This window comes from Sulfitobacter sp. SK012 (assembly GCF_003352085.1).
Lineage (GTDB): Bacteria > Pseudomonadota > Alphaproteobacteria > Rhodobacterales > Rhodobacteraceae > Sulfitobacter.
Genome location: NZ_CP025804.1, coordinates 3,799,680 through 3,825,646, shown reverse-complemented (window position 1 = coordinate 3,825,646; position 25,967 = coordinate 3,799,680). Strand labels below are relative to the sequence as shown.

Below are 25,967 nucleotides of genomic sequence, written 5' to 3'. Positions count from 1 at the left end.
CAAATACCTACCGCATATGTATGATTTATTTAGGGTCAAATCCCTGAACGATCACAACTTATTGCAGCTACTGTTCGGCATCAGTCAACCTCGCACGGTATTCTACCCTTCCGGCACGTATTGGGAAGTCGACTCTGATATTCTGTAAAAGGGATTTCCAACCAAATTACGACTTTGATCGCTTGGATCCGAGATTGCGGAAAGATGCCAGAATTGACGAGCTTGAACTGGAACGTACCTCGGCGATGCGTGCGCCATTGATCCGCTGAGGATCGTCAATATCTTGTTCATGTCGTGTCGCGACTTCAGCCCATAGTGACCGATGCTGCGGTATGCACATTTCGACAATAAGGGCGGACTGCGGACATTCGCTGCGGTGTGTTCCACCGTCTGCTATGGCGTATACCAAATCGGTGATGTGTATGCCCGATCCTGCTGTGACGGTGGCACGCCCTCGGGCAAACCAACACCGTAGAAAGCAGCGTCGTAGGTTGTCCAGCGTGGTGTGGGAATCTCAAGAACCCGAACATAGTAGAAGGCACGCTGTGAGGGATCGAAATCGGGGTCTTCCCAGAAGGCCATCAGAAGTGAATCGCCAATATCGTTGGTGTATGTGGCAGCCTCGATGTTGACGGTATTGCCGACGGCACGTTCACAACGAGCTTCAATGATTTCTCGGTCATCGGAGCAAACGACATCATAGACAAGCTCTTGTGCTTGGTCGTTTGAATCGAGCCAACCCTTTACAACTTGAACACGGTCTAAGTTCGCTCCGTCCGGGTCACGCAGTGTGCGGATCATCAGTTTAGGGGCCATGCCGTCAGGTGCGTTTTGCAAATCACCGCCCATGGGCACACCGCCCAGATAACCTGTCTTGGCAAAATCTGGCCTCAGCACATCGTCGGCATTATACTCCCAGCCGCCGAACACCCGGACAGTCATACGGCTGCCTGTGGTTGCGTATGTTTCTTTGCGTTTCATTGCATCCCACAAAGCCTCGCGCGTGTTTTCCTTGGCCCATACACCTTGAAGCCCCGACGCGATGGTCTCAAATTCATATGTACCTGTGCCCGCATTCTGCGGATCGGGGACGATCTCTCCTTCGAACCGGTCGAGACCCGGTTCCATCAACGACACTTTGCCGAAATAGTTATCTTCTCGGCTGGTGGCCAGCGAGGTGTGTGAATCGGTTCCACCGATCATTCCAAACTTGAATGGGTTGATGCCGAGCGCTTCTTCCATTTGAAGGCCGACCTTCAATCCACCCCGGGCGTATTCATGTGGCAACATTTCCGGTGTTTTCGGCTCACCGTTCCAATTTCCTCGATCCCAATTTTCATAGTCAGCGAACTCGTCGTTCGGTGACAGGAACGGATGCGCTTCTCCATCACCCTTCATTTGAGTGACCTCATAGAGAGGTTCCCATTTGGCACGGCGCTCTGCATATTCTTGGTCTATTGGGTCTCCGGACTGGGTCTCGACAGAGAACATCACACCATTCGAGATGTTGCCATTGTGGGGGATAGCAAGAATCTGCCCACCGGTTTTTTCTTCGTAGACTTCCATCCAATCCCACAGTTTCTCGGGGTCGTCGGACTCATAGGCAGCGAACGGTAGGACTTTTTTCGCCTCCGCCGCACCATCCCGCATTATGACGACGCGGTGCAGATTATTGCCACCTGGCGCTGATGACCATTCGTAGCCGATGAAGGCCGTAAACTGCCCGGGGGTATTGTGGTTTTCAGCGTGGTCTATGATCTCTTCCCAGACAGTGCGGGTCAGCGCAGGGTCTTTGAGCGGATCATTGCCCCCAACGATGACATTCAGGCCCCAGTTTTCAAAGGCTTCGTAGATCTTGCCTTCTTTGTACAGGTCGTGCGTGGTCCGGCCGACTTCGCTTTTTAAAATGGCGGGATCTGAACGCTCGATAAGCACCGCAACACCAAGGCTCTCTGCGTGATCTGCCACTACGAGCCAGTCCAGAGGTCTGACCAGTTTGACCGGCTGCCCAGAGCTTGCAATAACCTGCTGACCTTTCGCAAAGCGATAAGCCTCATCCGGGCCTAACGTATTGCCTACCAATCCAGCATCCCAAGAATACGAAGTGTGCAGATGTGAATCTCCCCAGAAGACACGATCAGGTGCCTCGAAGTTTACGAAAGGAGAGTAATTCTCTGTCTTCTCGACAATTTCGTTTTTCGGTACGGAAAAATCAGGCCCGCTCGCTTGTTGGGCAGAGGCCGATGACGGCAGGACTGTACTCAAAGTGAGCAGTGCGCCAGTTAGCGTTTTTCCAATCGACATTTTCACATTCCCTTTTTTTTCAAGTATTGCTGAGTAAGCTTCTTGAGGCAATGCCAGCCGCCGATCAGGGCGTTGAAACTAGGGACGTGGCGGTAGCGCACCCCGATGCTGCAATAGCTGTAAAAACTCGAGGATGGTCCTCGTGCTCACGTCGATTGACCCCTCGACTGCGACCCCGATGCCACCCTGGTCGAGTTCTTGCGGTTCGCCGCGTTCGAACTGCGGGTCAAGCATCGTCAGCTCCGGCGGCACCTCAGGACATAGCGGCGCTCCCTCCAGCATAAAACCAACCGCATCAAGAAGCAGGGCCCGTGCCGCCTGGATCCGACCGCTCCCCGTTTCCACTTGGCCGAACGGGAGTGGCGGGTCGCGAGAGAGATCAAGTAGGCTGAAAACGGCGCACCCTTCAACGAGCCGGATCGACATCTCGGCGCGGACATCAACCTCTTCAGAGGTCTGTGGCTCACCACGTTCCCAAGAGCTTGGGCCGGTTCTCTCGCAGGCGAACCCTCGCACATCAAGCCGTCCCCTCGCGATAACAGCCTTCTCTCTAGCTTCAGCCTCCAACCGTTGCAGCGTAATGCGCGAACCGCAGGTATCCAGAAGAACAATATCGGAAAACAGGTCCGGCAATTGGTGCTGCAAGTCTCTAAGATCCAGCACGGTTTTCACGCCAATCCGGGTCGGCGCGACAGTTGCAAGCCGAAGGTCGAGGCCATAGGCGACTTGCCCGTTCGGTGCCGCTAGCGTTTCGTCGATCCTGAAGTCGACGCGTCGACCGGCGGTGGTCGCGGTAGGTAGTATGGGTGCCAGCCCTGCATTTGGTAGAACCCCGTTTGTTTGCCCCAATGCGAGGAGGCTGATCAGCGTTTCCGCGCCGGTGTCGACCGAGCCTGAGAGAATTGCGCCGATCCCACCGCTTCCTATCTCTCGAAGGTCAACTTGACTGTAGTGCAAGTCCAGAAGGGTAAGAGCCTCTGGCAAATCAGGACAGACAGGATTCTCCGACAGGGTCGCTCTTCCAGTCTCGCGGATCACAGTCCGCACACGTTCCGTCACCCCAAGAAGGTTGGCCAACCAGCCAATCACCCCACGGGGCGCGAGCTCGAGATCAACCAAGGAGAAGACGATACAGTCTCCCTGAATGCCTACGCCGACAGCGACGTCAACGTCGACCGTCTGTGTCAGCAAGCGAGCGCCGCGCTCCTCCTCTCCCGTCCCGCTAATCTTGCATCGGTAGACAACGGCCTTAACCGTGCCGCTCCCACGCACAGTATCTCCCGCCGCTCGCGCATCGTTCAGTGTGACATCGAGGCTGAGCCCACAACTTGGATTTAGAGTGTCCGAGATCAGCCCCGGCAGGGCACGCTGGAGTTCGCGAAGGTCGATTAATGCGTTCACTCGGAGTCGCGTCTCCGTCTCCGGAGCGAGTCCGAGATACAGAGCAAACGGAACGCTGGAATCCCCGATAGGAAAGGCTTCGGCGATGCGAAACGTAACGTTCCCGGCATAATCTGCCGGATCAGCCAGTCTGTCTGCGATTGCCGTGCGATCCGCCTTTGAATCTTCCGCCGCACTACCGCATCCGCTTAGGGCGAGAGCGGCCGCGCATGAAAAGGCTCTCAAAGCGATGCCGACCCTTCCTATTAACATCCTGCCGCTCCTTCAGTGCCGCTGTCCGAGCCTGCCACTAATTTTCTTTTTAGACAATTGCTGGATGGGAGGGGAGCGAGTGTTCTCGCTATGCACCCATTGGACGACCTCCCGAGCGCTCAATCGTCGAAAGACACAGGAACGATCTGGAGGAATGGGTCCGGCTAGATCGGCTTGGCTTTGATAAAGTCTGGATACCCAGTTTGCCGTGGCAACAAAGCAGGGTGCGGCGAGTGGCAGGTTCGTCCGTTGATCGAAGGTCAAACCGCCAAAATGCTGCACGATGCGCGAACGACAGCAATGCGAAAGCTGCACCGCAGCGTGGAAGTGTGTGATGGACGGCAGCAATGGGCCGTTCGCGACCGTGATACGCGAGTGATTTGGCCCAATTGCTGCACCATGCACATTTCGTCAATAAGGGCGGGAAGCCAACCTTCGCCGCGGTCGGTGCGAGTGACTGCTGTGCGGGACAAACCAGCCGTTCGCCGCGGTGCCGCAACCGTAAGCCTTTTGAATGACCGAGTTGCCGACAAGCCGGACTTTAAACTAAATGAGATTAGGGAAAACCCGCGCGCATGTATGCGATGATCTTCCAAATGTTTTCTTCGCTCAGATTATCTTTGAACGCGGGCATGTCGGTCCCAGATCGATCTCCGCCTTCGGAAATCGTCCAGAGGAGATATTCATCTCCTGACATCGGCATTTGGACAAACCATCTAAGCAAGGCTGGAGAAGGAACAAGAGAGCGTCCCGCCTCACCGTCTCCTAAACCTTCCGCGCCATGACATCCTGAACAATTGGCAGAATAGAGTGTCTCTCCTTCGGCAATAACCTGCGGCGTTGCCCGAAAAGGGCTTCGAGCGCCCCGATAGGTCGCGGGCATTCCCTTGTTCATGTATGTCCAGTGTCGCTGCATCCTCTGCTGTTGGCCTTGACCCATGTCGCCCCAACCCCAGCCATGCATGCCGTCGGGCTGCATATGGCCCGGCCCCATCGGGCCGTGACCCCACCAGTCACCGTGCTGCGGGGCTGAAACGCAGGCCGCTGTAAGTCCGAATAGGGTGGCTAAAACGAGAAAATATGGTTTTGGCTTTTTCATCACTGGCACCTCCATGTTTCAGTCTGACTTTACCATAAATTTCTCAAACGGTCAGATTGGTGGCGAGCGAAAGAAATTAGGCAGGTAAAATGTCTTTTTTGTCCGCCGCTTGGCCGAGGCCGCATTGGCTACATTGACGAGTTCTTTCTCTCATAAACTCGGAAGCGTTTTCCGGAGAGTTGAGAAGATCTGGTATTTGCCATTTTTCTTGTGACGTTTTCGTAACGAGATGTTCTGTTGTTTTCACACAACTGCTACACCATAGTTCTAATCCGGTCCCCATTTTTGGCCTCCACAATGTTAGTTAATCGACCTATTTTCATGTCCGAGCGACCGTTAGTGTTTAGGCGTTTCTTAGGCCATCAAGTGTATATTGATCTTGTCCCGTTTAGGTTGCAGTCTCTCAACTCATTTACGCGGCCTTTTGTTCGAATGCCAAGAGGCCTTTTCCGCCTAGGTTCAGGACCCATTAAATGCCTTGCTGCTGATTTGTCGTCATGATTCACAGACCCCAATGATTTGGGGGGCACGATGAGCAATCTTTATTGGCTAACCGAAGAACAGATGTTGCGGTTACGCCCGTATTTTCCGAGGAGCCGAGGCAAGCCACGTGTTGACGATAGACGTGTTTTGAGCGGTATTATTTTCATCAATCGCAATGGCTTACGCTGGTGTGATGCACCTGCCGCGTATGGCCCTCCCAAGACGTTGTACAATCGTTGGAAGCGCTGGAGCGATATGGGCGTTTTCGCTCGGATCATGACTGGATTGGCGGCTAAAGCACCCGACAATAAAACGATCTCGATTGATGCGACCTACCTCAAAGCGCACCGCACGGCCTCAAGCCTGGGGCTTAAAAAGGGGGGCGTGGGCGGCTAATCGGTCAGACCAAGGGCGGCATGAACACCAAATTGCACGCCGTCACTGACACCAGCGGTCGCCCGATCCGCTTCTTCATAACGGCCGGTCAGGTCAGCGATTACACCGGCGCAGCAGCGCTACTGAGCAGTTTACCCGAGGCTGATTGGTTACTCGCCGACCGGGGTTATGATGCAGATTGGTTCCGAGAAGCCTTGTCAGACAGGGGAACACGGCCCTGCATCCCCGGCCGCAAGTCACGCAATAAGACCGTTAGATACGACAAGCGCCGTTACAAACGTCGCAACCGCATCGAACGAATGTTTGGAAGGCTCAAAGACTGGCGACGCGTCGCAACCCGCTATGACCGCTGCCCCAAGGTATTCCTGTCAGCAATCGCCCTCGCAGCAACCGTCATATTCTGGTTATGAGTCCTGAACCTAATCACGTCGACGCAGCGGTTTCGGATGAAAAACCGTTTAGTCCGGCACTGTCGCCATTTGTCATTTTGGCAGTGAACGTGCGCTGTGAGCGAAGAACCGGTCAAAACTCATACGTTTTTGGCAAAGGCGAAAACGACGGGTGAGTTCTGTAATTGGGGTTCTGTCTACAAGCGGTCTTTCCTACAATGCGCAGCCCATGGCGGGTCTCAGCCCAAAGAACGCTAGGTTGCTGAGATCCAGATCCGCACCGCGATCCCAAACGGCTTCACAGCTCTTGGCATACCCCGTACGGTGGCCTTACGCACCAAGCTGACTATGGCCGTTCACTCGCCGGAAATCATCGCCAGCTATCACGATGCGATCCCGCTGAAGTGCGGCAAACCACGCGCTCGCTTGTCTTCCAGCGGCGTGAAACCAAGCGTCTGTTGTCTGATCCCCAAAGCTGCCGATGATAACCCTCAGCCAAAATGGCTTTCGTATTCCGTCCAGAGGCAGTATCTCGCACAGTGTGTTACAACCACTCCCCCTCCGTCCCGAACCGAACCACAGGGAAACGATCCCGTCATTTCTATCTCGGATCGCGGCGCTGAACGGAATATGCGCTGCTGACTTCGCATTGGACATGGGATTTTCGCTTAAGAAGATAGTCAATCTCGAAGATGCTGCTTTGCACAGGCTTGCCGCAAGTGGCGGACTAAGTGACCTTCAACTCGAAGAACTCATTTCCTGGACGGGAAGGGGTGTCGGCGATTTTCGGACGATCTTTCGAGGTGAGGTGTTTGTCTCTCGTGCACTCAGGAACCCAATCATACGAGGCTGTCCTGTTTGTTTGCGTAAAGATGCCGAAGCTGATCATCTCCGACCGCTCGCTCAAATGACGATGCGTGGGGATTGGCAAGTGCGAGAAATCGATCTTTGCGTCGAACATTGCCATCCTCTGGTGCCGCTGTGGAAGCACACACCCCAGTCCGTTAGATATGATCTTTCATCTCGCTTCGCCGAGATCCTGAAAGACGTCCTGGAAGGTAGTTTAGAGCAGCCATGCATGACGCCTTCGCCTTACGACACTTGGCTCGACACCCGTCTTCAAACGGGAGCTGACGATACATGGCTCGCTGATCACACACTTTATGCTGCAACGACATTTTGTACGCTTCTGGGTACAGAACTACTGCGATTGGAGGATGTGTCTCATTTGGATCCAAGTGCGCGGCTTCAGCGGGCCCGGACCTTGGGCTTTTGTGTAGCAAGCCATGGAGAGGCAGCAATCCGGAATGCACTGAACGAGCTTGCCGCCCTTTCTGATGGCTCCAACGCCAAACCGCAAAAGGCTTTTGGTCATTTATTCATCGATTTCAGTCAGGCACATCTGGACAAAGAAGACTTCACCCCATTTCGGAAAATTCTGCGGGATGGCATCGTCGGCATCTGGCCGGTTGCTGCCGGAGAAACTGTTCTTGGGATTGCCCAGCCTGTAAGGCAACTGCACTCAATTCTGACTGCATCGGAAGAGACAGGGATCGGGCCTGTGTTACTTGAACAATGCCTAATTGATGCTGGCGCGATTGCTGCTGACGATGACAGGCCCATTTCTCGAAAAACCTTCGACGCAGCAACCTTTGCTGACCTGCTGGCGGAAATTCCGACGCTGGTTGGTCCTATCGGAATGCAGCGAGCGATGGGCGCAAAGAAGGGGCAATTTGCTTCATTGGCCATTGATGGCGTGTTGGTGCCTCGGATCAACATCCCTACGATCAATTCTCCTTGGCGGAAGTCGGACGGCATTGCCTTAGTCGCTGAACTTCAAGCGATGGCTGTTCGAATAGAGCCCTCAGACAAACGGTGGGAAGGAATACAGGAGGCCAAAAACCGCTCTGACTTAAGCGTCGGGAAAATAATTGCCGGACTACGTGCTGGTAATCTAAAACTGGCTCGCCGTACGGATCTTGAGGGGTACGCAGCGTTGTGTGTCCTGAAGGAAGAGATCGACCGGATGAAGTCTCAAGAACAAGAGGCCGCTGGCGGTCCTTTGATTACTGCTGCCACCTTTGGCCGATCAGTTGGTGTACGCACCCAAGGATGGTTCGAAAGTCTTGCGGCTGCCGGTCACACCCCTGCGACACGCATGCCGCATCCGAAATTTGGTGGCGAGTGGGTCTATGCCTCAACAAGCGATATCGAAGAATTTCACAAACGCTTTGTGACAACTAAGATAATGAGAGATGAGTCTGGCCTGAAAAAAGCATCATTGCTTGCGAAACTGAAGGCGGCAGAGGTTAAACCGTTTGCGCCAAATGGAGAGGATTACGGCCCGCTTTATCTCCGCGAGGATGTCGAGGGAGTCCTCAAGTAGCTTCATTTTGAGGGCAATTCGGCCGCATCGGCTCCGAACATTCCAAAATGAGTGAAGCGACAGTGCTGTGTGGTCGACGCAATTCGCCGAATCTAATGTGCAAAAACGCACTTAAGCCTCATCTGCGGAGAGGAATTCGGCAAAAACAAACTTCTTGACACGAATATGCATGAAGTTGGCCAAAAACTGCACGCTTATGGTCCATTGGCAGCTGATCTGATGGGTATTGGCTGGGATGGTAGGATTCGAACCTACGGTACACGCTACCAAAAAGCGTTGCCTTACCACTTGGCTACATCCCAACGTGAGGCGCTAGATAGGACGACGCGGCGCGGGGCGCAAGTGTTTATCGCCAAGAAATTTCACGCAGGTCGTAGGTTATTCCTGAACGGCGTCATCTCGGAGCAAATCGCTGTGCTCTTCCGCCCGTTCTTGGTCGATGATCTCATCAAGATCTTTGTTCAACGTCGCCTCTACGTCTTGTGCGGGGGCAGGGGGCTGCGGCGCTGTTTCGAGGTGTTCTGTACCTGTAGCATGGGATGTGCGTTTGGCGGGGTCTTCTGTGGCTTGAATGATGCGATATGCGGGAGCGGAGGCCGTCAGGTTCGCTTCGTCGAATGCGGCAAGCGTCAAACGGATCGCCTCGGACCGCGCTAGGGTGATGCCGGTTTCGTTCTGATTGATCCACGCCGCCATATTCAATGAAATCGAGCTGTCATCAACCGACTGCACCCAGACGGAAACCTTAGGGGTCTCAAGCACAAAGGGCAGCGCGTTCAGGGTTTCGGTTGCAAGCTGCCGCGCATGATCGAGGTTGGCGTCAGAGCGAACGGACAGCGTGTAAGTGAACCGGCGCTCCTCGTTGCGGGAGAAATTTACGATGCGGCTTTTGAAAACAGTCGAATTGGGGATGCGGATATGGTTGCCATCAAAGCTAAGGAGAATCGTTGCACGCGATGTCAGGCGGATGACCTTGCCAGTATCGCCTTCGATTTCGACAGTGTCGTTGGGCCGAAAAGGCTGACGGATCGAAAGCATGATGGATGCGATGAAATTCTCAACCGTGTCGCGCACGGCAAAGCCTATGGCCAGGCCAACAATCCCGGCCGCACCCAAAATACCAGAAAGCAGTGCTGTCGCGCCCACGATATCGAGGGCTACCACCAATCCACCCACAATAAAGATCAGCCGAAGCACTTGCCGGTAAATGTCAGCGATAAAGGCGTTTGGGGCCAACTTGTTCCACGGTTTTTTGAGACGGGCGATAAAAAACCCCAGCGTGACAACCAGCATAAAGGCGGCGAGGGCGACCAGCGCTAGGGGCAGAAACGCCATCGCCTGCTGCGCGCGCGCCGTAAAACGGGCAACAGCCGGGTTCAATCGCTCCACTACGTCGGTCGTCTCATAGATGTCGTTCTCTATGGCGACGATGCCTTCTATCCGGCTTACGAGCCTGGTGAGTTGGCCCGCAGCAGCGGTATCCAAGGTGGTGCCCTGCAAGGTCACAATTCCAGCGCTGACTGAAACCGTAACGTCGCCGTACCCGTCGAGTTCGTGCACAATGTCGCGGATACGTTGGGCGATGGCCTCATCAGCGACAGCACCCTCCGTAACGGAGATCGGGCCGCTAGGCTGCGTGGTGACGGTCTGCGCCAGAGCACCAAGCGGAATGGAAAGGCAAAGCAGAAGGGCAATCAGGCGCATAAAAATCTCAGGTAAAATTGAGCGAACAATACCGCCAGAATAGGCGCGCGGCACAGTTGTTACAATGCACCTCTAGTTTAGGAGGCTTGCGTGTCCAGCACTGCAATGGCTTCTTCAAGGGTTAGGATCCGCACATTTTGAAAGCTACACCCGTTCGCGGGATCGTTCGCCAATCGGCGGAGTGTTTCAAAATAGATCTCGATCAAGCGGGCCTCAATAGGGGCGATTCCGTCGTCATCATCGACCTCTGCATAGTCGCGGACATAGTCGGCGGCGGCACGGTATTGCTGGCTGACCGAAAGGCTGCTGATCGGTGTCGGATAATCGATCAGGTAATTGCCAATCCGTTGAAAGAAGTAGCCGCCTCGCGGGTGGCCCTTATGCGGATAGAATTGTCGTTTGATTTCTTTCTTAGATCGACCCAGATCGTCCATGACTGGGTTATCGTCATTGTCTGTGATCTCGTCACCAAAGCGTTGGATCAGGGTGCCTGTGGCCCGGTCCACTTCGCTGACGCGCGCAGGGCGCAAAATGATCAAGCCCTCTAGTTCTGGAAAATCCTGAAAGATACCGCCTTCGCGCAGCGCCCATTGCAAAAAGTTGTAAAACTGCCCGGTCGCCAGTCCCGTGGTGGAGGCGACGTTGATTAGGTGCACACCACCAAAATAGTTGCTGATCGGGTTGCTCCGGTGGACATTGCGTTGCGCAAAGGCGAGCTGTTCCAGAACTGGCTGTGCGCCCGTGCCCGCGGGCGTTATCAGGGCGCGCTCTATCGCGGCCTCAGAATAGTCGTCCACTACGGTCAGATTGCTTTGTACGGTATAGAATACGTTCTTTGGCTGTTTGTCTTCCGTATCGCGTTCCGTCAACAGGATAACAGGGATGCCATTGGCATGCAGGATTGCAAGTTCGTAAAACACGTTCGGGCTAGCGTTTGAAAGATCCGCAATCGCGATATCGCAATGCATGATGTTAGCAAAGATATGGGGAGGGATGTCGCCTGTATGGTTCGGAGGAATAATCACATCCCATTCTGGCGCGCCATTGGCCGTATGTTGGGCTAAAACGCGGCGGGTGGCGGCCGCGATGTTCGGAATATGTGTTGCATTGGAAAGCCCGCTTTCATCCAAATCGTCATTCATCGGGCCAATGATGAACACCCGTTTAAGCGGTGCGCCAAGTCCAATTGCCAAACTGTACCTCATCTTCCTGCGCAGGAAACCTCCCCTGAATATGGGGCCAAACGCTTGCCGGGCTGTTGTTTGTTAACTATGCTTAACGAAAGGTCCCCATGCGTCAAGCAACCACTGATTGTCGCAGATCTGACGAACCGGAGAAGTGTCATGGAAGAGCAGCGTCCACTCGCCCGCGTTCCCGCATTGGTTCGCCGTAGCGACGGCTTTTCTGAACAGTTTTCGCTCCCTGATGACACGCATTTTTGGATCAGGATCGAAATGCCCATCAGTGATGCGTTGTTGATCAGCGATTTTTCCCTTGGCGCATTGTCTGAGTATGACGGCGGCATGGCCTTGATAGACGCACTCGCTCAATGTGGTCAAATCCAACCCCGCAAGATCACCTTTCTTGCCCTTGGCTCCGAAGAAGACGATAGCGTTGCCGAAACTATGATCGGCCTTGATGGGGTGATCGAGGCCTATGTTTCGCGCCGACGGATGTTTGTTTCTGGCAAGGAACTTGCGACGAAACGCGGCAAGGTGTCGGTTAGCTATCAGTTCCATAGCTTCGAACGTGGTTAATCCTTCGTTAACCAAACTTCCTTAGCAAGGACGTCATTCGCGTTAAACGGGTGATGCAATGGCAGAATACCAATCCTTGATCGTTGAAGGCGCTCAGACCGGCAGGGCACTAGCCCCCGGGCTGGCGTGGGATGACAAAGCTCTGTGGGTGCAGGACACGGCGATGCTGTTGCTGGACCCACCTGATGGGGCGGTGCCGCCGGAGGGCCCTGTTCCCCTACAAAGCCAGAATGGTCGCCGCATCGCACTCGACCGGGTGACACTTGATACTACCCATCAGCCCATCCGCAACGCGACTGTCTTCAAGCCGCGCTATGGGCCTGTTCAGGCCTTGCGCCTGCGCGCCCCGGCTGAACTGGTTGGGGATGACGGCGAGGCCATTACTGTGCCCGAAGGCCACTACGTGCTCCGCCAGCCAGACGGCCGGATCACAGCGCTTCCGCCACATAGCTATAAATGTCGCTATGTGTTCGTCGCCGCTGCAGGGCCCTCGCCACACATTTAATCTTTGAGGACACAGTCAATCAGGATCGCGCCAGCGCGGCCTCCGGCCTCAACGGCTTGTTGTGCATGAGCGGTGTCTGCCAACGCAAAAACCTTTTCCACTGGGCAAGTCAGCGCGCCGTCGGTCAGGGCTGCGTGCAGGCGTTTGATGGCTGCATCACGCTCGGCCTTTGGCAGCAGATATATTAAAATGACATCGATGGTTACGGCCTTGAAAAGCAGAGGTCCGAACGGCAACACTGGGGCCATCTCCAATGCTGATCCATAGGCCGCGATTGTTCCATTTTCGGCGATCACATCGGTGTCGACACCAAGGTTGATGCCGAATTCAACCTCCAAGATCCGGTCAACTTGCGCACCGTCATTTGCAGCAAGTACCTGCCCCGCTAGATCCTCTGCCGCATAATCCAGAACGACATGTGCGCCAGCGGCTAATACGCGGTTACGGTCGCGTGCGCTACAGGTTGCGATCACCCGCGCACCGCCCCAACGTGCCAATTGCACGGCAAGGTATCCGACTGTCCCACCGCCGCCTGAAACCAACAAGGTTTGCCCAGCAACGTCGCCCCCGCCAAAGACCGCATGGCAGGCCGTGAGGCCGGGGATACCTAGCGTCGCCCCTGTATCAAAGCTGACGCCATCCGGTAGTGCCACAGCTTGGGTCGCGGGCAATGTTATGTGAGTGGCGGCTGTGCCAAAAGCCCGCTGCCATTGACCATTCCAGATCCAAACGCGACTTCCGATCCGCGATGGATCCACGTCGGCCCCAACGGCCTCGATCACGCCAGCGCCGTCGCTATGAGGAATGACGAGTGGAAAAGGGGGGGCTGTCACACCGGGGCGGCTGCCAGCGCGGCTCTTGACGTCCGAAGGATTCACGCCAGAGCGGTGAAGTGCAACCCGCACCTCTCCCGATCCGGGGTTCACATCGGGCATTTCGGAAAGGGTCAATACGTCGGCTGCTTTGCCGAATTTTTCATAGGTAACGGCGTGCATCAGTCAGGCTCCTGTGACGACATGGTGTCGACCGGACCTTGCGCCAAACCAGCAGGCACTGCAATTGCCGTTTGAGCGGTTGCGCTTAGTTGAAAACCTCAGCAGGGGCGACGCCCCATAGGCGCGCTTTCGGAGCCCAGCCTTTGAAGCCGCCCGAACGGAGCAGGCACCATTCTGTTTCGCAGGCACCGACACGTGCGACCACGCCGAACTCAAGCGCCACAGTCACCGGGGCCGCAGGGTTGGCGCGGCTGCGCAATTGCAGCATGTCTTTTTCAACCAATACGGTGCGCGCGCCCGATAAGAGCGAATAATGAACCCAGCCGCCCATGCCGTCGCGGTCTTCGACGCGCCGCCAGTGACCGTGCTCTGCGGTCACGCGCAGCGGCATATCGCGACGTTTAAATACCCAATCGATCCGGTGGCTTAGGGAGGGGCCGCGACGCACATTGCCCTCGACGGCTTTCATAGAGACAAAGCGGGGCAAGGGGCGTTTGGTCACTTTGCCGATATCAGAAGCCATGGCCATGCTACACATAAAGGGAATCGCAAATAGCGCAGCCACGAGTGACTTTGTGATCGAAAATTTCATTCTGGTGCCGCCTGCACTGTGGAATATCTGTTTTTGCTCATTTGCGGCCCGGGAGTTCTTGTGCCTCGTCGCCGCTTGGGACACCATGCCACCAAGAGGCGCGCTAAGCCAAGGCCGGGGAGACCAGATATGTCAAAGCAACGCTTGAGTGTTGTAGTCACGCGACGGTTGCCAGATGTGGTTGAGACCCGTTTGTCGGAACTGTTTGATGTGCGACTGCGGGACGACGACACGCCAATGACCCGTGAAGAACTGGGTGAGGCGATGCGGACCTGCGATGTGCTGGTGCCTACCGTTACGGATGAAATCGACAATACGCTGATCGGCCAAGCGGGTGACCGGCTGAAGCTGATCGCGAATTACGGGGTCGGAGTGGATCATATTGACGTCGCCACCGCACGCCAGCGCGGCGTTTTGGTGAGCAACACACCCGGTGTTCTAACAGACGACACGGCCGATATGACTATGGCGCTGATCCTCGCGGTGACACGGCGGATGCCTGAGGGTATGGCCGTTATGCAGCAAGACAAGTGGCAAGGCTGGGCACCCACGGCGCTGTTGGGCGGACGTGTCAGCGGGCGCCGCCTGGGCATCCTTGGGATGGGTCAGATCGGTCAGGCGGTCGCGCGGCGCGCAGCGGCATTTGGCATGCAGGTGCATTATCACAACCGAAAACGTCTGCGTCCCGAAGTGGAGCAAGAGCTTCAGACTAGCTATTGGGAAAGTTTGGATCAGATGGTGGCGCGGATGGATGTGATCAGCATCAACTGTCCGCACACGCCGTCGACCTTTCATCTGATGAACGCGCGGCGCTTAAAATTGATGAAACCGGATTCGGTGATTGTGAATACCTCACGCGGTGAAGTGATCGACGAAAACGCCCTGACCCGGATGTTGCGCGCCGGCGAAATCAAAGGTGCCGGGCTGGATGTCTATGAGCATGGCGCGGCAATCAATCCACGCCTGCGCGAGCTGTCTAATGTGGTGTTGTTACCGCATATGGGTTCGGCAACGATGGAAGGTCGAATTGAGATGGGCGAAAAAGTTATCATCAACATCAAGACGTTTGATGACGGCCACCGGCCACCGGATCAGGTTGTGCCATCAATGCTTTAGCGTTTCCTGTTTTGCCCCTTCTTGAGGGAGCTGACAGGCTTAACGATTGTTGCGAGATGACGGGGCACGGCCTCAAAACTCTTCGCGTGAATGGTTTTAGCCGAAGGAATGCGGGCGTGATCCGCTTGATTGGAGAAATGACATGCGGTTTGTATCCTTTGTAGTGGGCGTGATGGTTGCGGGGGCAGGTTTTGCTCAACAAGCGGCGGATGGCGTTGAGCCTGAGGCCGCCGCCGTTGGTGTGTTTGAGAGCTTGTCGCCCGAAGTGAGCGCTGCTCTGGAGGCCAAGGCCGCAGGACAGGTTGTCAGATCGCAAGACTTTATGGTTGCAGCAGCGAACCCTCACGCGGTGCAGGCGGGATATGACGTTTTGGCACGAGGTGGCACTGCGGCGGATGCGCTGGTGGCGGTTCAGGCGATGCTGGGACTGGTGGAGCCACAAAGCTCGGGCCTTGGTGGGGGTGCTTTTCTGGTTTGGTATGATGCCGCCTCGGGCGAGCTGACGACACTTGATGGGCGCGAGGCGGCACCCCTGGCCGCGACGCCACGTTTGTTCCAAAATGAAGCCGGGGAGCCGCTCAAATTCTTTGACGCAGTTGTCGGTGGGCGGTCCGTTGGCACGCCGGGCACGCCCGCGTTGATGGCTCAAGCGCACAAACGTTGGGGAACGCAAGATTGGGGGTCCTTGCTGGCCCCGGCAATTGATTTGGCGAATGCTGGTTTTACCGTATCGCCCCGTTTGGCCGGTTTGGTGGAAAATGACGCAGAGCGGCTTGCCAGTTCAGATGTCACCGCGGCCTATTTCTTGCCCGGCGGCACGCCGATCAAGGCCGGTGATACGTTGATCAATCAAGCCTACGCACAGACCCTGAAAACAATCACTGAAGGGGGCATCGGTGCCTTTTATGCCGGTGATCTGGCAAAGAAAATTGTCGGCACTGTGCAAAATGCAAAGGGCAATCCCGGCGTGTTGTCTGAGGTTGATTTGGCCATCTACCAGGTAAAAGAGCGCCCGGCCGTTTGCGCCACTTACCGTGATCATGAAGTCTGTGGCATGGGCCCGCCGTCCTCTGGCGCTGTGGCCGTAGGTCAAACGCTGGGCATGTTAGAGGGTTATGACCTAAGCGCTGGGCCGATGGACGCAAATGTACGGCGTTTGATCGGTGATGCTGCGCGTCTCGCGTTTGCGGATCGTGGGCGCTACCTTGCGGATAGCGATTACGTCCCTGTCCCAGTCAAAGGTCTGCTTGATCCGGCGTATCTGACTGAACGCGGTGGTTTGCTTGCGGGGGATGATGCCTTGCCTGAAGTGACACCCGGCAATCCGGAATATGACCATGCGCTAAACTGGGCCGATGACACCGCGATTGAACTCCCGTCGACCTCGCATATCTCTATCGTGGACGGCGCGGGCAACGTGGCCAGCATGACGACCACAATTGAGAATGGCTTTGGCAGCCGTCTGATGGTCGGGGGTTTTCTGTTGAACAACGAGCTGACGGATTTCTCGTTTCGCAGCCATGTAGATGGCGTGCCTGTGGCAAATCGGGTTGAGCCGGGCAAGCGGCCTCGCTCTTCTATGGCCCCAACAATCGTGCTGAAAGGCGGCGCGCCGGTGCTGGCAATCGGTAGTCCTGGTGGCAGCAGAATCATTGGCTATGTGACACAAGCGGTTATCGCGATGCTCGACTGGGATATGGACGTGCAGCAAGCGGCGTCATTGCCACATGCGGTGAACCGGTTTGGGAAGTATGACCTCGAAGAGGGCACGGCGGCGGCTGAAATGGCAGACGAGTTGACGGCCTTGGGGTATGAGGTTGGAACGCGGTCGTTGACGTCTGGTTTGCACCTGATTGAGATCGGAACAGATTTGCAAGGTGGTGCGGACCCGCGCCGAGAAGGCATCGCACTAGGCAATTAAGGAGAGACCATGGTTGAGGCTACTACATTGCCGCGCAATGAGGACGGGATTGCCTGCGTCCTTGGTGTGCTCAAACAGCAATTCGGAGAGCGGTTTCAAACGGGGGCCGCGATCCGTGAACAGCATGGGCATACGACCACCTGGATTGAAAACCAACCACCCGATGCCGTGGTCTTTGCCCAATCAACGCAGGATGTGTCGGATATTGTAAAGGTGTGCGCTGCGCATAAAGTTCCAATTATCCCATTTGGAACAGGTACTTCTCTGGAGGGAAATGTAAACGCGCCCGCTGGGGGGATCAGCATTGATCTGAGCCAGATGAATGCTGTTGTTGAGGTCAACGCCGGTGATCTGGATTGCCGTGTGCAGCCGGGTGTCACGCGCATGGCCCTCAATACGCATCTAAGAGATCAAGGGTTATTCTTTCCGATTGATCCGGGGGCTGATGCTTCCATTGGCGGGATGGCTGCTACGCGGGCTAGTGGGACGAATGCAGTCCGCTACGGCACGATGAAAGACAATGTGTTGAGTGTCGAGGCCGTGATGGCCGACGGAAAAATCATCCGGACAGCAAGCCGTGCGCGCAAGTCTTCGGCGGGGTATGACTTGACGCGGTTGATGGTTGGCTCTGAAGGGACGCTGGCAGTGATCACCGAAGTCACCCTGCGTTTGCAAGGCATTCCCGAAGCAATATCAGCCGCGCGCTGCTCCTATCCTTCGGTCGAGGCTGCCTGCCAAACTGTGATGGCGGTGATCCAATACGGGCTGCCTGTGGCGCGGATCGAGTTGTTGGATGCGATGGTCGTCAAGGCAGTGAACAGCTATTCCAAGCTCACTCTTCCTGAGACGCCGCTTTTGTTGCTGGAGTTTCATGGCTCGGACGCAAGTGTTGCCGAGCAGGCAGAGGTATTTGGCACGCTGTCCGAAGAATTTGGCGGCATAGGCTATGCCGTGACGACAACGGCAGAAGAACGCAACAAGCTTTGGCAGGCGCGACATGACGCGTATTGGGCAATGTTGACGCTGCGTCCGGGGTGCAAGGCGGTGGCGACAGATGTCTGTGTGCCGATTTCCAGCTTGGCTGAGGCGGTCGTTGCTTCAAGCCGCAAAGCCGCGGAGCTGGACCTTGTAGTGCCGATCGTGGGTCATGCTGGCGATGGTAATTTCCATGCGACGCCGCTGGTGGATATGGAAAACGCTGATGAACTGGAACGGGCTAAGATGTTTGTCAGCTGGCTGAACGATTTGGCCATTTCCATGGATGGAACCTGCACCGGCGAACATGGCATCGGGCAAGGGAAACGGCCCTATCTGCTCAAAGAACTGGGCGGTGCTGTGGACATCATGCAGTCGATCAAAACCGCCCTTGATCCCGATAATATCATGAACCCCGGCAAGATAGTCGGCGACTGATTAAGGGGCGCGAACAAACCAGTTTCTCGCCCCATTAGCGCCGTGTTTTCGGGGTGTTCTTCTAACCCAAAGGGTTTGGGAGAGCATGATGTTGAAAGTGATTTTGGGGTTGGGCGTGACCCTGTGCATGACCACAGCGGTGGTCGGGTATGACTACAGCCGCCAAATGTCGGCACATGGTGCAGCCGCGCTACAACTCGACCAGTATCTTTCCATGATCCCTGACCGGATGTCAGAATTCGCGGCGCGCAATGAAACGGCGAAGCCAAGCAAATTGCCTCAGGTGCGACAGCTCGCAATGAACTCGATGGATGACGATTGGTCGAATATGACCAATGAGCAGCAAATTGATTCCATGGCCAGTGGCAGCCCAATGTTGGAAAAGATGGTCAGTGCTGACCGCGCGGCTTCAAAGCAACGCTGGTGGGACCGTATTCGTCAGAAATTCAAACCGGAGGATAAAAACGCGGGCAACCGTCTGGCTGATATTCGCGCGCGCAATACCCCTAGGCCGCGCCGAATGGGCATGAACCCGGCTGATCTTGCGAATATGAGCCCCGCGCAGATCGCTGCAAACATGGGCGCGATTCAAAAAGGCCTAAGCACGACGGCCATAAACAACATGAATGACGTCGTTTCAGGTATGAAAGAGGCAGGCGTTGATATGAGCGTATACCGCAGCAGCATCTACGACTGATCCCCGCCTAACATCATTCCAACCGCTAAAATCAACGTTGCAAGTCGGTTTCGCGCTGTCTTGTGTCGGCGTGTGATGACGTCACTTTCTTGCCCGTCCTAAAACGAAGACGACACTCAGCAAGGGAACGTGGGACATGAAAACGCAAGTTAAGGCACTGGTCGTCGGTGGGGGTGTCGTGGGCACATCAATTGCCTATCATCTTGCGCGCGCTGGCTGGGATGACGTCATGCTGCTGGAGCGTGATGAGTTAACCTCAGGATCCACGTGGCACGCGGCAGGGCTGCTGCCCTATTTCAACATGTCCTTTGCGACGACCCACATTCACGACTATTCCATCAAGTTCTACAAAACGCTTGAAGAGGAAACCGGGTTGAATGCCGGCTTTGCCGTAGTTGGTAACCTGCGTATGGCCCAGACTGACGAGCGGATGGAAGAATACATGCTCTATGCCTCCACAGCAGAGACATGCGGCGTGCCTTACGAATGGATGACCCCAGATGAGATCAAGGCGAAATGGCCGCTGATCCGAACAGAAGACCTCAAAGGCGCAATCTACCACCAGACGGATGGCTACATAAATCCCGCAGATGTGACCATGGCGATGGCCAAAGGCGCGCGTCAGCGCGGCGTGATGATTGAGCGTAAATGGCAGGCTGATGCGTTTCACTGGAATGGCAATGCGTGGGAAGTCACGGTCACCAAAATGGTCGAAAAGGGTGGCAACCTTGTTCCCTCCGACGAGCAGATCGTGATCACAGCTGAACACGTCGTCACCGCCAGCGGTAACCATGCGCAACGCACCGCCAAAATGCTGGGTATCAAGATACCTGCGATCCCCGTCGAGCATCAGTTCATCGTGATGGACCAAGACCCAGATCTGGTCAAATTCCGCGCTGAGGGCAATGTAGAGCATCCCGTCATTCGCGACGCCGATGCACAAAGCTATGTGCGCGAAGAGCGCGGCGGTTGGATTTTAGGTGTCTACGAAAAAGACGCACCTGCGCGTTTTGAATACGGCGTGCCAGACAGCTTTCGTGCCGATTTGTTCCAGCTCGATCTTGACCGGATCGAAGGTCAGTATCTCGCGATGAATCATCGCATTCCTTCGACCGAAGATTGCGGGCTGAAGGATGATTTCAACGGTCCCATCTGTTACACGCCGGACGGAAACCCACTGGTCGGCCCTGCGCCGGGGCTGCGCAACATGTGGCTGGCAGAAGGGTTCTCATTTGGCATCACGGCCGCAGGGGGCACAGGCTATTACCTCGCTCAGATGATGGTCGACGGTGAAGCAGAGATCGACATGGCGAGCCTTGATCCCAAACGCTACGGCGAATGGATGACCACGGAATTTGCTGCCCGCAAGAACGAGGAGGCATATGAGCATGTCTATATCGTCCACCATCCCGATGAAGAACGTCCAGCATGTCGGCCCCTGCGCACGTCGCCCGCCTATGACCGGCAAGCCGAGCGCGGCGCGCAATTTGGTTGGGTGAACGGTTGGGAACGTCCAAACTACTTTGCGCCCAAGGGGTTCAGCGACCATGACGCTCGTTCTTTCCGGCGCGGCGGTTGGTGGCAACACGCCGTTGATGAGGCACGCGCAATTCGCGAGGGTGTGGGTTTGGTCGACGCGACCGCCTTTACCAAACATCTTGTCAAAGGACCGGGAGCCACTGCGTTCCTTGATTGGTTTACCTGCAACAAGCTGCCATCGGTGGGTCGCATCAACCTGACTTACGCGCTGACAGAGGCCGGAACAACGCGCACCGAATATACCATCGTGCGTCTGGCTGAGCATGAATATTATCTGGTGAGCGCGGGCGGCTGGACGGCATACGATTCCGATTATCTGCACAAGGCAATCGAAGATAAGGCCCCTGAGCTTGGCTATATCGAATGCCATGATGTGACCACGCAATGGGGTGTTTTTGCCATCGCGGGTCCAAAATCTCGCGATGTCCTGCGCGATGTCATCAAGGATGCGGACCCCGATACCGTACTGTCGAACAAGCGCTTTCCTTGGCTGACGATGCGCAACATCGAACTGGGCATGGTTCCTGTGCGCGCCATTCGAGTGGCCTATACCGGCGAGCTTGGATGGGAGCTGCACCACCCGATCGAGATGCAAAACCATCTGTTTGATTTGCTGGAAAAATCCGGCGAGAAACACGGGATGAAGCTGGTTGGTGCACGTGCCCAAAACTGGTTGCGTCAGGAAAAATCCTACCGTGCCTTCGGGACTGAGTTGGGCCGTGACGCCACGCCGCTCGAAGCTGATCTCCCGCGTTTTGTGGACCTGTCCAAAGATTTCCATGGCAAACAAGCCATGGTGGATCACGGGATTAATGCAAAATGTGTGACCGTGTTGATTGAAGGCCCTGACGATGCTGATCCGTGGGGCCGCGAGGTGCTCTATGCGGGTGACACGCGAGTAGGCCGTCTAACTTCGGGCGGGTATTCTGTCGCTTTTGGCAAGTCCATCGGTATGGGTTACGTCAAGCCGGAACACGCCGAAGTGGGCACCAAACTGCAGGTCAAAATGTTTGATCAGCTTTGGTCAGCTGAGGTGGTCGAAGACAGTCCTTATGATCCAAAGAATGCTACCATCCGCGCGGACGGGTAACATCGTCTTAGTCAGTGGGGGTTTGAAACGGATATCAGAGCGGGAATTTTTCCCGACCGCTTTCCCACGCATCCAAGGTGCCTAAGCTACAGTCCGTCGGTGGGTTCGCGGCTTGTGCAAAGGATCACTTGGCTTTCCGGGTCTCATACCAACTTTCCCATGTCGCACGACCGCCAGAGAAGGCGTTAAGATCGACCTCTCCGGCAACTCCCGGAACCAAGCCCGTGGCGCTGTATTGCCAGAATGTCCAACGCTGGCCGGGGAATGCCATGGCGGGGGTTTTCGCAGTGCTGCGCAGCCAGAATTCATAGCCACTGATACGGCCGAGGTCATTTTCGCTGTAGAACCTCGGTGTGGTGTAGATAATTGGACGTTGACCATAATGCGCCTCAACGATGCGAAGCCACCGACGCATCTGATCTTGTACCTCGGCTGCGGGGGGGCGCACTTTGGCGCATGTGGGCGAAAAGGGGTTCCACTCCATGTCCAGCACCGGCGGCAATGCGCCTTTTACCCGGGGCACATTGCGGATGAACCAGCGGGCCTGAACCTCAGGGGAGGTGCAGAAATAGTAGAAATGATAGGCCCCTCGGGCAACACCTGCACGCCCCGCTCCGCTCCAGTGATCGGCGAACATCGGATCAAGCAGATCGCCACCCTCAGTAGCTTTTATGAAAGCAAAGTTCGTACCCTTGCGCCGTGCCTCAGCCCAATCAATGCTGGTCTGGAACCGTGCGGCATCAATGCCATGGACCGGATATCGCTCTGGCCCACGCCCGTCAAAGTCAACCGGATTGGTATCGGCAAATCGCGGTGCAATCGGTTCGCCCACGGGGGCCACGGGGCCACCGCTGCCACAGGCAGTAAGAAGGGCGATGGACAAGGCCGCGAGAATGGGAGCAAGGCGCATCAGTGAGGACTCCTGGCTAAAAAGGCGAGGTTATTGGCGGGCATCTCGCGCGGTGTATCGACGGTTAGCCCTGCACCGGTCAGGTGAGATAAAATCCAATCATCATCCTTGTATCCGATTGTTGGATCGGCGGCGCGCAACTCGGCATCGAACCGCGCATCTCCTTCAGATGTCAGCGTCCCGCCGCGTTTGAAAGGACCGTAGAGTACAAAAAGCCCATTCAGGCTAAGTGCCTGCGCTACTTCATTGATCAGCGTCGTGGCAGCAGGATTGGGAATGAGGTGCAACAAATTGATCAGAACGATCAGATCGAAAGGACCGTCTTTTGCTCCCCACCCAGCGGTTGTTGCATCAAGATGGCGGGTGGGGGCGAGGTTTTGTAGGCCGGCCTCAGCTGCATGAGCATCAATGCTGGCAACGCGGGTTGGCTCGACTTCGGTGGGATGCCAATGCAGTTGCGGGACAGTGCGCGCAAAGCGGACGATGTGCTGGCCGGTGCCGCTGGCAATCTCCATAGCGCGACCTTTGACGGGTGCGACCTCTTGCAAAAGCGTTGATAGGAAGCCTGCATTCCGCTCTGCCGATGGCGCGTGCAGCTTGGCACCGTCTTGCGGGGTCGTGACGCTTGCTGATGGGGGCAGGCGGGTCATCCGCGCAGCCTATCCGGCGTGAGTGCCGAAACGGTTTCTGTAGTCAACACAGGCGTACGTCCCATGACCAAATCCGCCACCAGTTGAGACGCGGCTGGGGCCGTCTGAAAACCATACCCACCTTGCCCAGCACTCCAGATAAACTCTGGTGTATCGGGATCGCGTCCCAACACTAAATTTCGATCTGGTGCAAAACTGCGCAGTCCCGCCCAAGATGCCAGCAGGCGCGTCACTGGTTCGGTGACCAAGGCCTCGTAGCGCGCCAAACCTTCGGCCAAGACCATGTCATCGGCATAAGCATCATGGGCCGTCGTGACGTGTTCTTCGGCAGGAGAAACCAGCAAAGCACCAGCATCAGGCTTGGCATACCAAGTCTCGCCAATTCCAAAAAACATTGGCCAATCGCGCGTGTCATGTCCACCTGGGGCGGGTATGCGCGCCATAGACCGGCGATGCGGCACAATCCCCAGCGGTGCGACGCCTGCCATCTCGGCCACGCCATCTGCCCAAGCCCCAGCAGCGTTGACCAGCTGGGGAGCGCTATGGCTTTGTGCCCCGCAATCGACATGCCAATGACCGTTCTCGCGCCGGATGCCTGTCACGGCGGCACCGGTCAGAACCTGGCCGCCGTTCTTGCGCACCTCGCGCGCGAAATCTTGCATCATCCTGTCGGTATCAATGTCGTAGGCCTCGGAATGGTAGCCCGCAAACGCGACCTTTTCGCTGTTGAGCACAGGCACCATCGCAAGCGCTTCTTGGGTCGTGATTTCATGAACGCCCATGACGCCCATGTCATGATCAAAACCCGCGCGGTCGTGGGCTTCTGCCAAGATGAGCAAGCCACGAGGAGAAAGATAACCCCCTGCATGGCTTCGGTGATATTCAGCGCCTGCTTTATTGAGCGCAACCGTACTCGCCAGCCCGTAGTTTTCTTCGAACAGCGCAGCTGAGCGGCCAGACGCATGAAATCCAAGCGCTGTTTCTGCCTCCAGCACGGTGACCTTCGCGTCTGCTGATAGACGTGCCGCGGCGGATAATCCTGCGATGCCGCCCCCGATGACGATAATATCGGTCATGATTGTTCTTCCAGACGATCTGTAGCCGGCGGAGGCGTTGGAGAAAGAGCTGAAATTCGAGCGTAAACATCGGGCGTCATGGCATAGTTCATCGCCGCCAATGACGGAGCCAACTGTTCGGCGGAGCGCGCAGAGATGATGGGTGTGGGCGTAGTTGAATGCGCGGCCGCCCATGCCACAGCCAATGTCGCTGGATGCACACTCAATTCAGCGGCAATTTCTGCCAAACCAGCGGCAGCACTATGCATAAAATCTTGCCCATAGCGTGCGGCATAGCGATCATCTTCGGCGAGCCGTCCGGCACCGCCACCACTGGTATATTTCCCGGTCAACAGCCCACCACCCAAGGGAGAATAGGGGGCGACAAGGATGCCTAGGTCCTGTGCCATTGGCAAAATTTCAACTTCGGCCTGCCGTTTGACGAGGTTATACATTGGCTGGATGACCGCGACGCTTTGGTCAAACTTGGCGGCGATCGACGCGGCTTTGACCACCTGCCAAGCCGCAAAATTCGAGAGGCCGATATGGCGGATATGGCCTTTGGCGCGCAGATCGGCAAATGCCTCAAAACTTTCATGCATGTCGGTGTCAGGATCAAAACGGTGCAGGTAAAGGACATCAAGGGTTTCAAGCTGCATCCGCTGGCGCGACATCTCAGCCGAGCTGCGGATGTTTTGCGCAGAGGCACCGCCGGTATACGCGGCCTTGGTTGCAATGATCAGACGTTCGCGGTGTGCACCCAGCATCCCACCAAGCAACGTCTCAGATGCGCCATCGGTATAAACATGGGCCGTATCGAAATGAGTGATCCCTGCGTCGATACATGCCTCAAACATCTCACGCGAGGCGGCGGCGTCGGCACGCCCACCAAATTGCATGGAGCCAAAGGCAAGGCGACTGGCGGGAGTGCCATCAAGGCTGGTTAGCTTTTGTGTCATACATGATTGGTGGCACGACGCGGAAAGTGGTGCAACGGGCAAAGCTGTGTTGATTTAGAATAAAGTCACAGGTGCGGAATTGAGAGTTTCTTGTACTGGCAAGACGACCCTTTACTTGCACGTCATGGGTCGCAGTTGCGACGGGTGGCCTCGATTTTTTCGTGCCCGTTTCCGTAAGAAAAGAAGCCCGCGCGTCGGCTCGCCCGAACCATCGGCGATGATCTCGTTCAACACACCGGGTATCGAAATTCTGAGCGCAAGTGATGGCCAGCTCCGTTCTTTCGACAAGTTCCATTCGTGCATCGTGTTGCCAAGTTCACTGTTGCCCTTGAACATATTATTCAGGGTTTGGTG

General features: G+C 55.9%; 20 protein-coding genes, 1 tRNA gene and 1 pseudogene. 10 read left to right on the top strand and 12 right to left on the bottom strand.

Going from position 1 to position 25,967, the window contains the following annotated elements; all coding sequences use genetic code 11:
- Positions 1-393: 393 nt before the first annotated feature.
- The 3 genes from C1J03_RS18635 to C1J03_RS18625 all read right to left on the bottom strand — a co-directional run bounded on the left by C1J03_RS18635 (position 394) and on the right by C1J03_RS18625 (position 5,056).
- Complete coding sequence (locus tag C1J03_RS18635) at positions 394-2,304, bottom strand: DUF3604 domain-containing protein (RefSeq protein ID WP_114887958.1); 1,911 nt, start codon at positions 2,302-2,304, stop codon at positions 394-396.
- A gap of 78 nt (positions 2,305-2,382) precedes the next feature.
- Entirely contained in the window at positions 2,383-3,957 is a 1,575-nt protein-coding gene (locus C1J03_RS18630; RefSeq protein WP_114887957.1) for a hypothetical protein, read from the bottom strand.
- 556 nt (positions 3,958-4,513) lie between these two features.
- Positions 4,514-5,056 (bottom strand): c-type cytochrome, encoded by a 543-nt coding sequence (locus tag C1J03_RS18625; protein ID WP_162798593.1) that lies wholly within the window; start codon positions 5,054-5,056, stop codon positions 4,514-4,516.
- A 531-nt stretch (positions 5,057-5,587) separates the two neighbouring features.
- Between C1J03_RS18625 and C1J03_RS18620 the strand changes: the two genes are divergently transcribed.
- The 3 genes and pseudogenes from C1J03_RS18620 to C1J03_RS18615 all read left to right on the top strand — a co-directional run bounded on the left by C1J03_RS18620 (position 5,588) and on the right by C1J03_RS18615 (position 8,710).
- Positions 5,588-6,345, top strand: a protein-coding gene (locus C1J03_RS18620) for an IS5 family transposase (protein WP_441351119.1) whose coding sequence is annotated in 2 segments (ribosomal slippage) — positions 5,588-5,912 and positions 5,912-6,345 — 759 coding nt in all. Because the reading frame shifts where the segments join, the coding sequence is not laid out codon by codon here.
- Positions 6,346-6,805: 460 nt separating this feature from the next.
- Positions 6,806-7,234: pseudogene (locus tag C1J03_RS26125) on the top strand (TniQ family protein); the annotation flags it as partial.
- Positions 7,235-7,402: 168 nt separating this feature from the next.
- Entirely contained in the window at positions 7,403-8,710 is a 1,308-nt protein-coding gene (locus C1J03_RS18615) for a hypothetical protein (RefSeq protein ID WP_254694092.1), read from the top strand.
- A 227-nt stretch (positions 8,711-8,937) separates the two neighbouring features.
- Here the strand turns inward: C1J03_RS18615 and C1J03_RS18610 are convergent.
- From C1J03_RS18610 to C1J03_RS18600, 3 genes are all read right to left on the bottom strand, one after another.
- Positions 8,938-9,012 (bottom strand) — tRNA-Gln (locus tag C1J03_RS18610).
- A 76-nt stretch (positions 9,013-9,088) separates the two neighbouring features.
- Entirely contained in the window at positions 9,089-10,414 is a 1,326-nt protein-coding gene (locus C1J03_RS18605) for a mechanosensitive ion channel family protein (RefSeq protein WP_114889079.1), read from the bottom strand.
- A 77-nt stretch (positions 10,415-10,491) separates the two neighbouring features.
- On the bottom strand, positions 10,492-11,619 hold the full coding sequence (locus tag C1J03_RS18600) for an STING domain-containing protein (protein WP_162798591.1): 1,128 nt from the start codon (positions 11,617-11,619) through the stop codon (positions 10,492-10,494).
- Positions 11,620-11,757: 138 nt separating this feature from the next.
- Between C1J03_RS18600 and C1J03_RS18595 the strand changes: the two genes are divergently transcribed.
- Both C1J03_RS18595 and C1J03_RS18590 read left to right on the top strand, forming a co-directional pair.
- Complete coding sequence (locus C1J03_RS18595) at positions 11,758-12,171, top strand: hypothetical protein (protein ID WP_114887953.1); 414 nt, start codon at positions 11,758-11,760, stop codon at positions 12,169-12,171.
- Between the two features lie 58 nt (positions 12,172-12,229).
- The gene (locus C1J03_RS18590; RefSeq protein ID WP_114887952.1) at positions 12,230-12,676 is read left to right on the top strand and encodes a hypothetical protein; all 447 of its coding nucleotides are present in this window, start codon (positions 12,230-12,232) and stop codon (positions 12,674-12,676) included.
- Here the strand turns inward: C1J03_RS18590 and C1J03_RS18585 are convergent.
- Positions 12,673-13,671, bottom strand: a complete 999-nt coding sequence (locus C1J03_RS18585) for an NADPH:quinone reductase (protein ID WP_114887951.1) — start codon at positions 13,669-13,671, stop codon at positions 12,673-12,675. The genes C1J03_RS18590 and C1J03_RS18585 overlap by 4 nt on opposite strands.
- 85 nt (positions 13,672-13,756) lie before the next feature.
- Positions 13,757-14,209, bottom strand: a complete 453-nt coding sequence (locus C1J03_RS18580; RefSeq protein WP_254694281.1) for an SH3 domain-containing protein — start codon at positions 14,207-14,209, stop codon at positions 13,757-13,759.
- Between the two features lie 183 nt (positions 14,210-14,392).
- On the opposite strand from C1J03_RS18580, the gene C1J03_RS18575 reads away from it, so the two are divergent.
- From C1J03_RS18575 to C1J03_RS18555, 5 genes are all read left to right on the top strand, one after another.
- Positions 14,393-15,379: a 2-hydroxyacid dehydrogenase gene (locus tag C1J03_RS18575; RefSeq protein WP_114887949.1), complete on the top strand. Its 987-nt coding sequence runs from the start codon at positions 14,393-14,395 to the stop codon at positions 15,377-15,379.
- 142 nt (positions 15,380-15,521) lie between these two features.
- Positions 15,522-17,300 (top strand): gamma-glutamyltransferase, encoded by a 1,779-nt coding sequence (gene ggt / locus C1J03_RS18570; RefSeq protein ID WP_114887948.1) that lies wholly within the window; start codon positions 15,522-15,524, stop codon positions 17,298-17,300.
- A gap of 9 nt (positions 17,301-17,309) precedes the next feature.
- Positions 17,310-18,713, top strand: a complete 1,404-nt coding sequence (locus C1J03_RS18565; protein WP_114887947.1) for an FAD-binding oxidoreductase — start codon at positions 17,310-17,312, stop codon at positions 18,711-18,713.
- Positions 18,714-18,798: 85 nt separating this feature from the next.
- Entirely contained in the window at positions 18,799-19,410 is a 612-nt protein-coding gene (locus C1J03_RS18560; protein WP_114887946.1) for a hypothetical protein, read from the top strand.
- A 136-nt stretch (positions 19,411-19,546) separates the two neighbouring features.
- Positions 19,547-22,039, top strand: coding sequence for a GcvT family protein (locus C1J03_RS18555; RefSeq protein WP_114887945.1), 2,493 nt, complete (start codon positions 19,547-19,549; stop codon positions 22,037-22,039).
- Between the two features lie 124 nt (positions 22,040-22,163).
- On the opposite strand, the gene C1J03_RS18550 is transcribed toward C1J03_RS18555, so the two are convergent.
- From C1J03_RS18550 to C1J03_RS18535, 4 genes are read right to left on the bottom strand one after another with little or no spacing between them, the layout of a single operon-like run.
- Positions 22,164-22,949 carry a glycoside hydrolase family 25 protein gene (locus C1J03_RS18550; RefSeq protein WP_114887944.1) on the bottom strand — a complete coding sequence of 262 codons (786 nt, stop codon included), beginning with the start codon at positions 22,947-22,949 and terminating at the stop codon, positions 22,164-22,166.
- Positions 22,949-23,599 carry a DUF938 domain-containing protein gene (locus C1J03_RS18545; RefSeq protein WP_114887943.1) on the bottom strand — a complete coding sequence of 217 codons (651 nt, stop codon included), beginning with the start codon at positions 23,597-23,599 and terminating at the stop codon, positions 22,949-22,951. Before C1J03_RS18545 ends, C1J03_RS18550 begins: the two co-directional genes overlap by 1 nt.
- Positions 23,596-24,675 carry an NAD(P)/FAD-dependent oxidoreductase gene (locus C1J03_RS18540; RefSeq protein ID WP_114887942.1) on the bottom strand — a complete coding sequence of 360 codons (1,080 nt, stop codon included), beginning with the start codon at positions 24,673-24,675 and terminating at the stop codon, positions 23,596-23,598. Before C1J03_RS18540 ends, C1J03_RS18545 begins: the two co-directional genes overlap by 4 nt.
- Complete coding sequence (locus C1J03_RS18535) at positions 24,672-25,613, bottom strand: aldo/keto reductase (protein WP_114887941.1); 942 nt, start codon at positions 25,611-25,613, stop codon at positions 24,672-24,674. Before C1J03_RS18535 ends, C1J03_RS18540 begins: the two co-directional genes overlap by 4 nt.
- Positions 25,614-25,967: the final 354 nt, after the last annotated feature.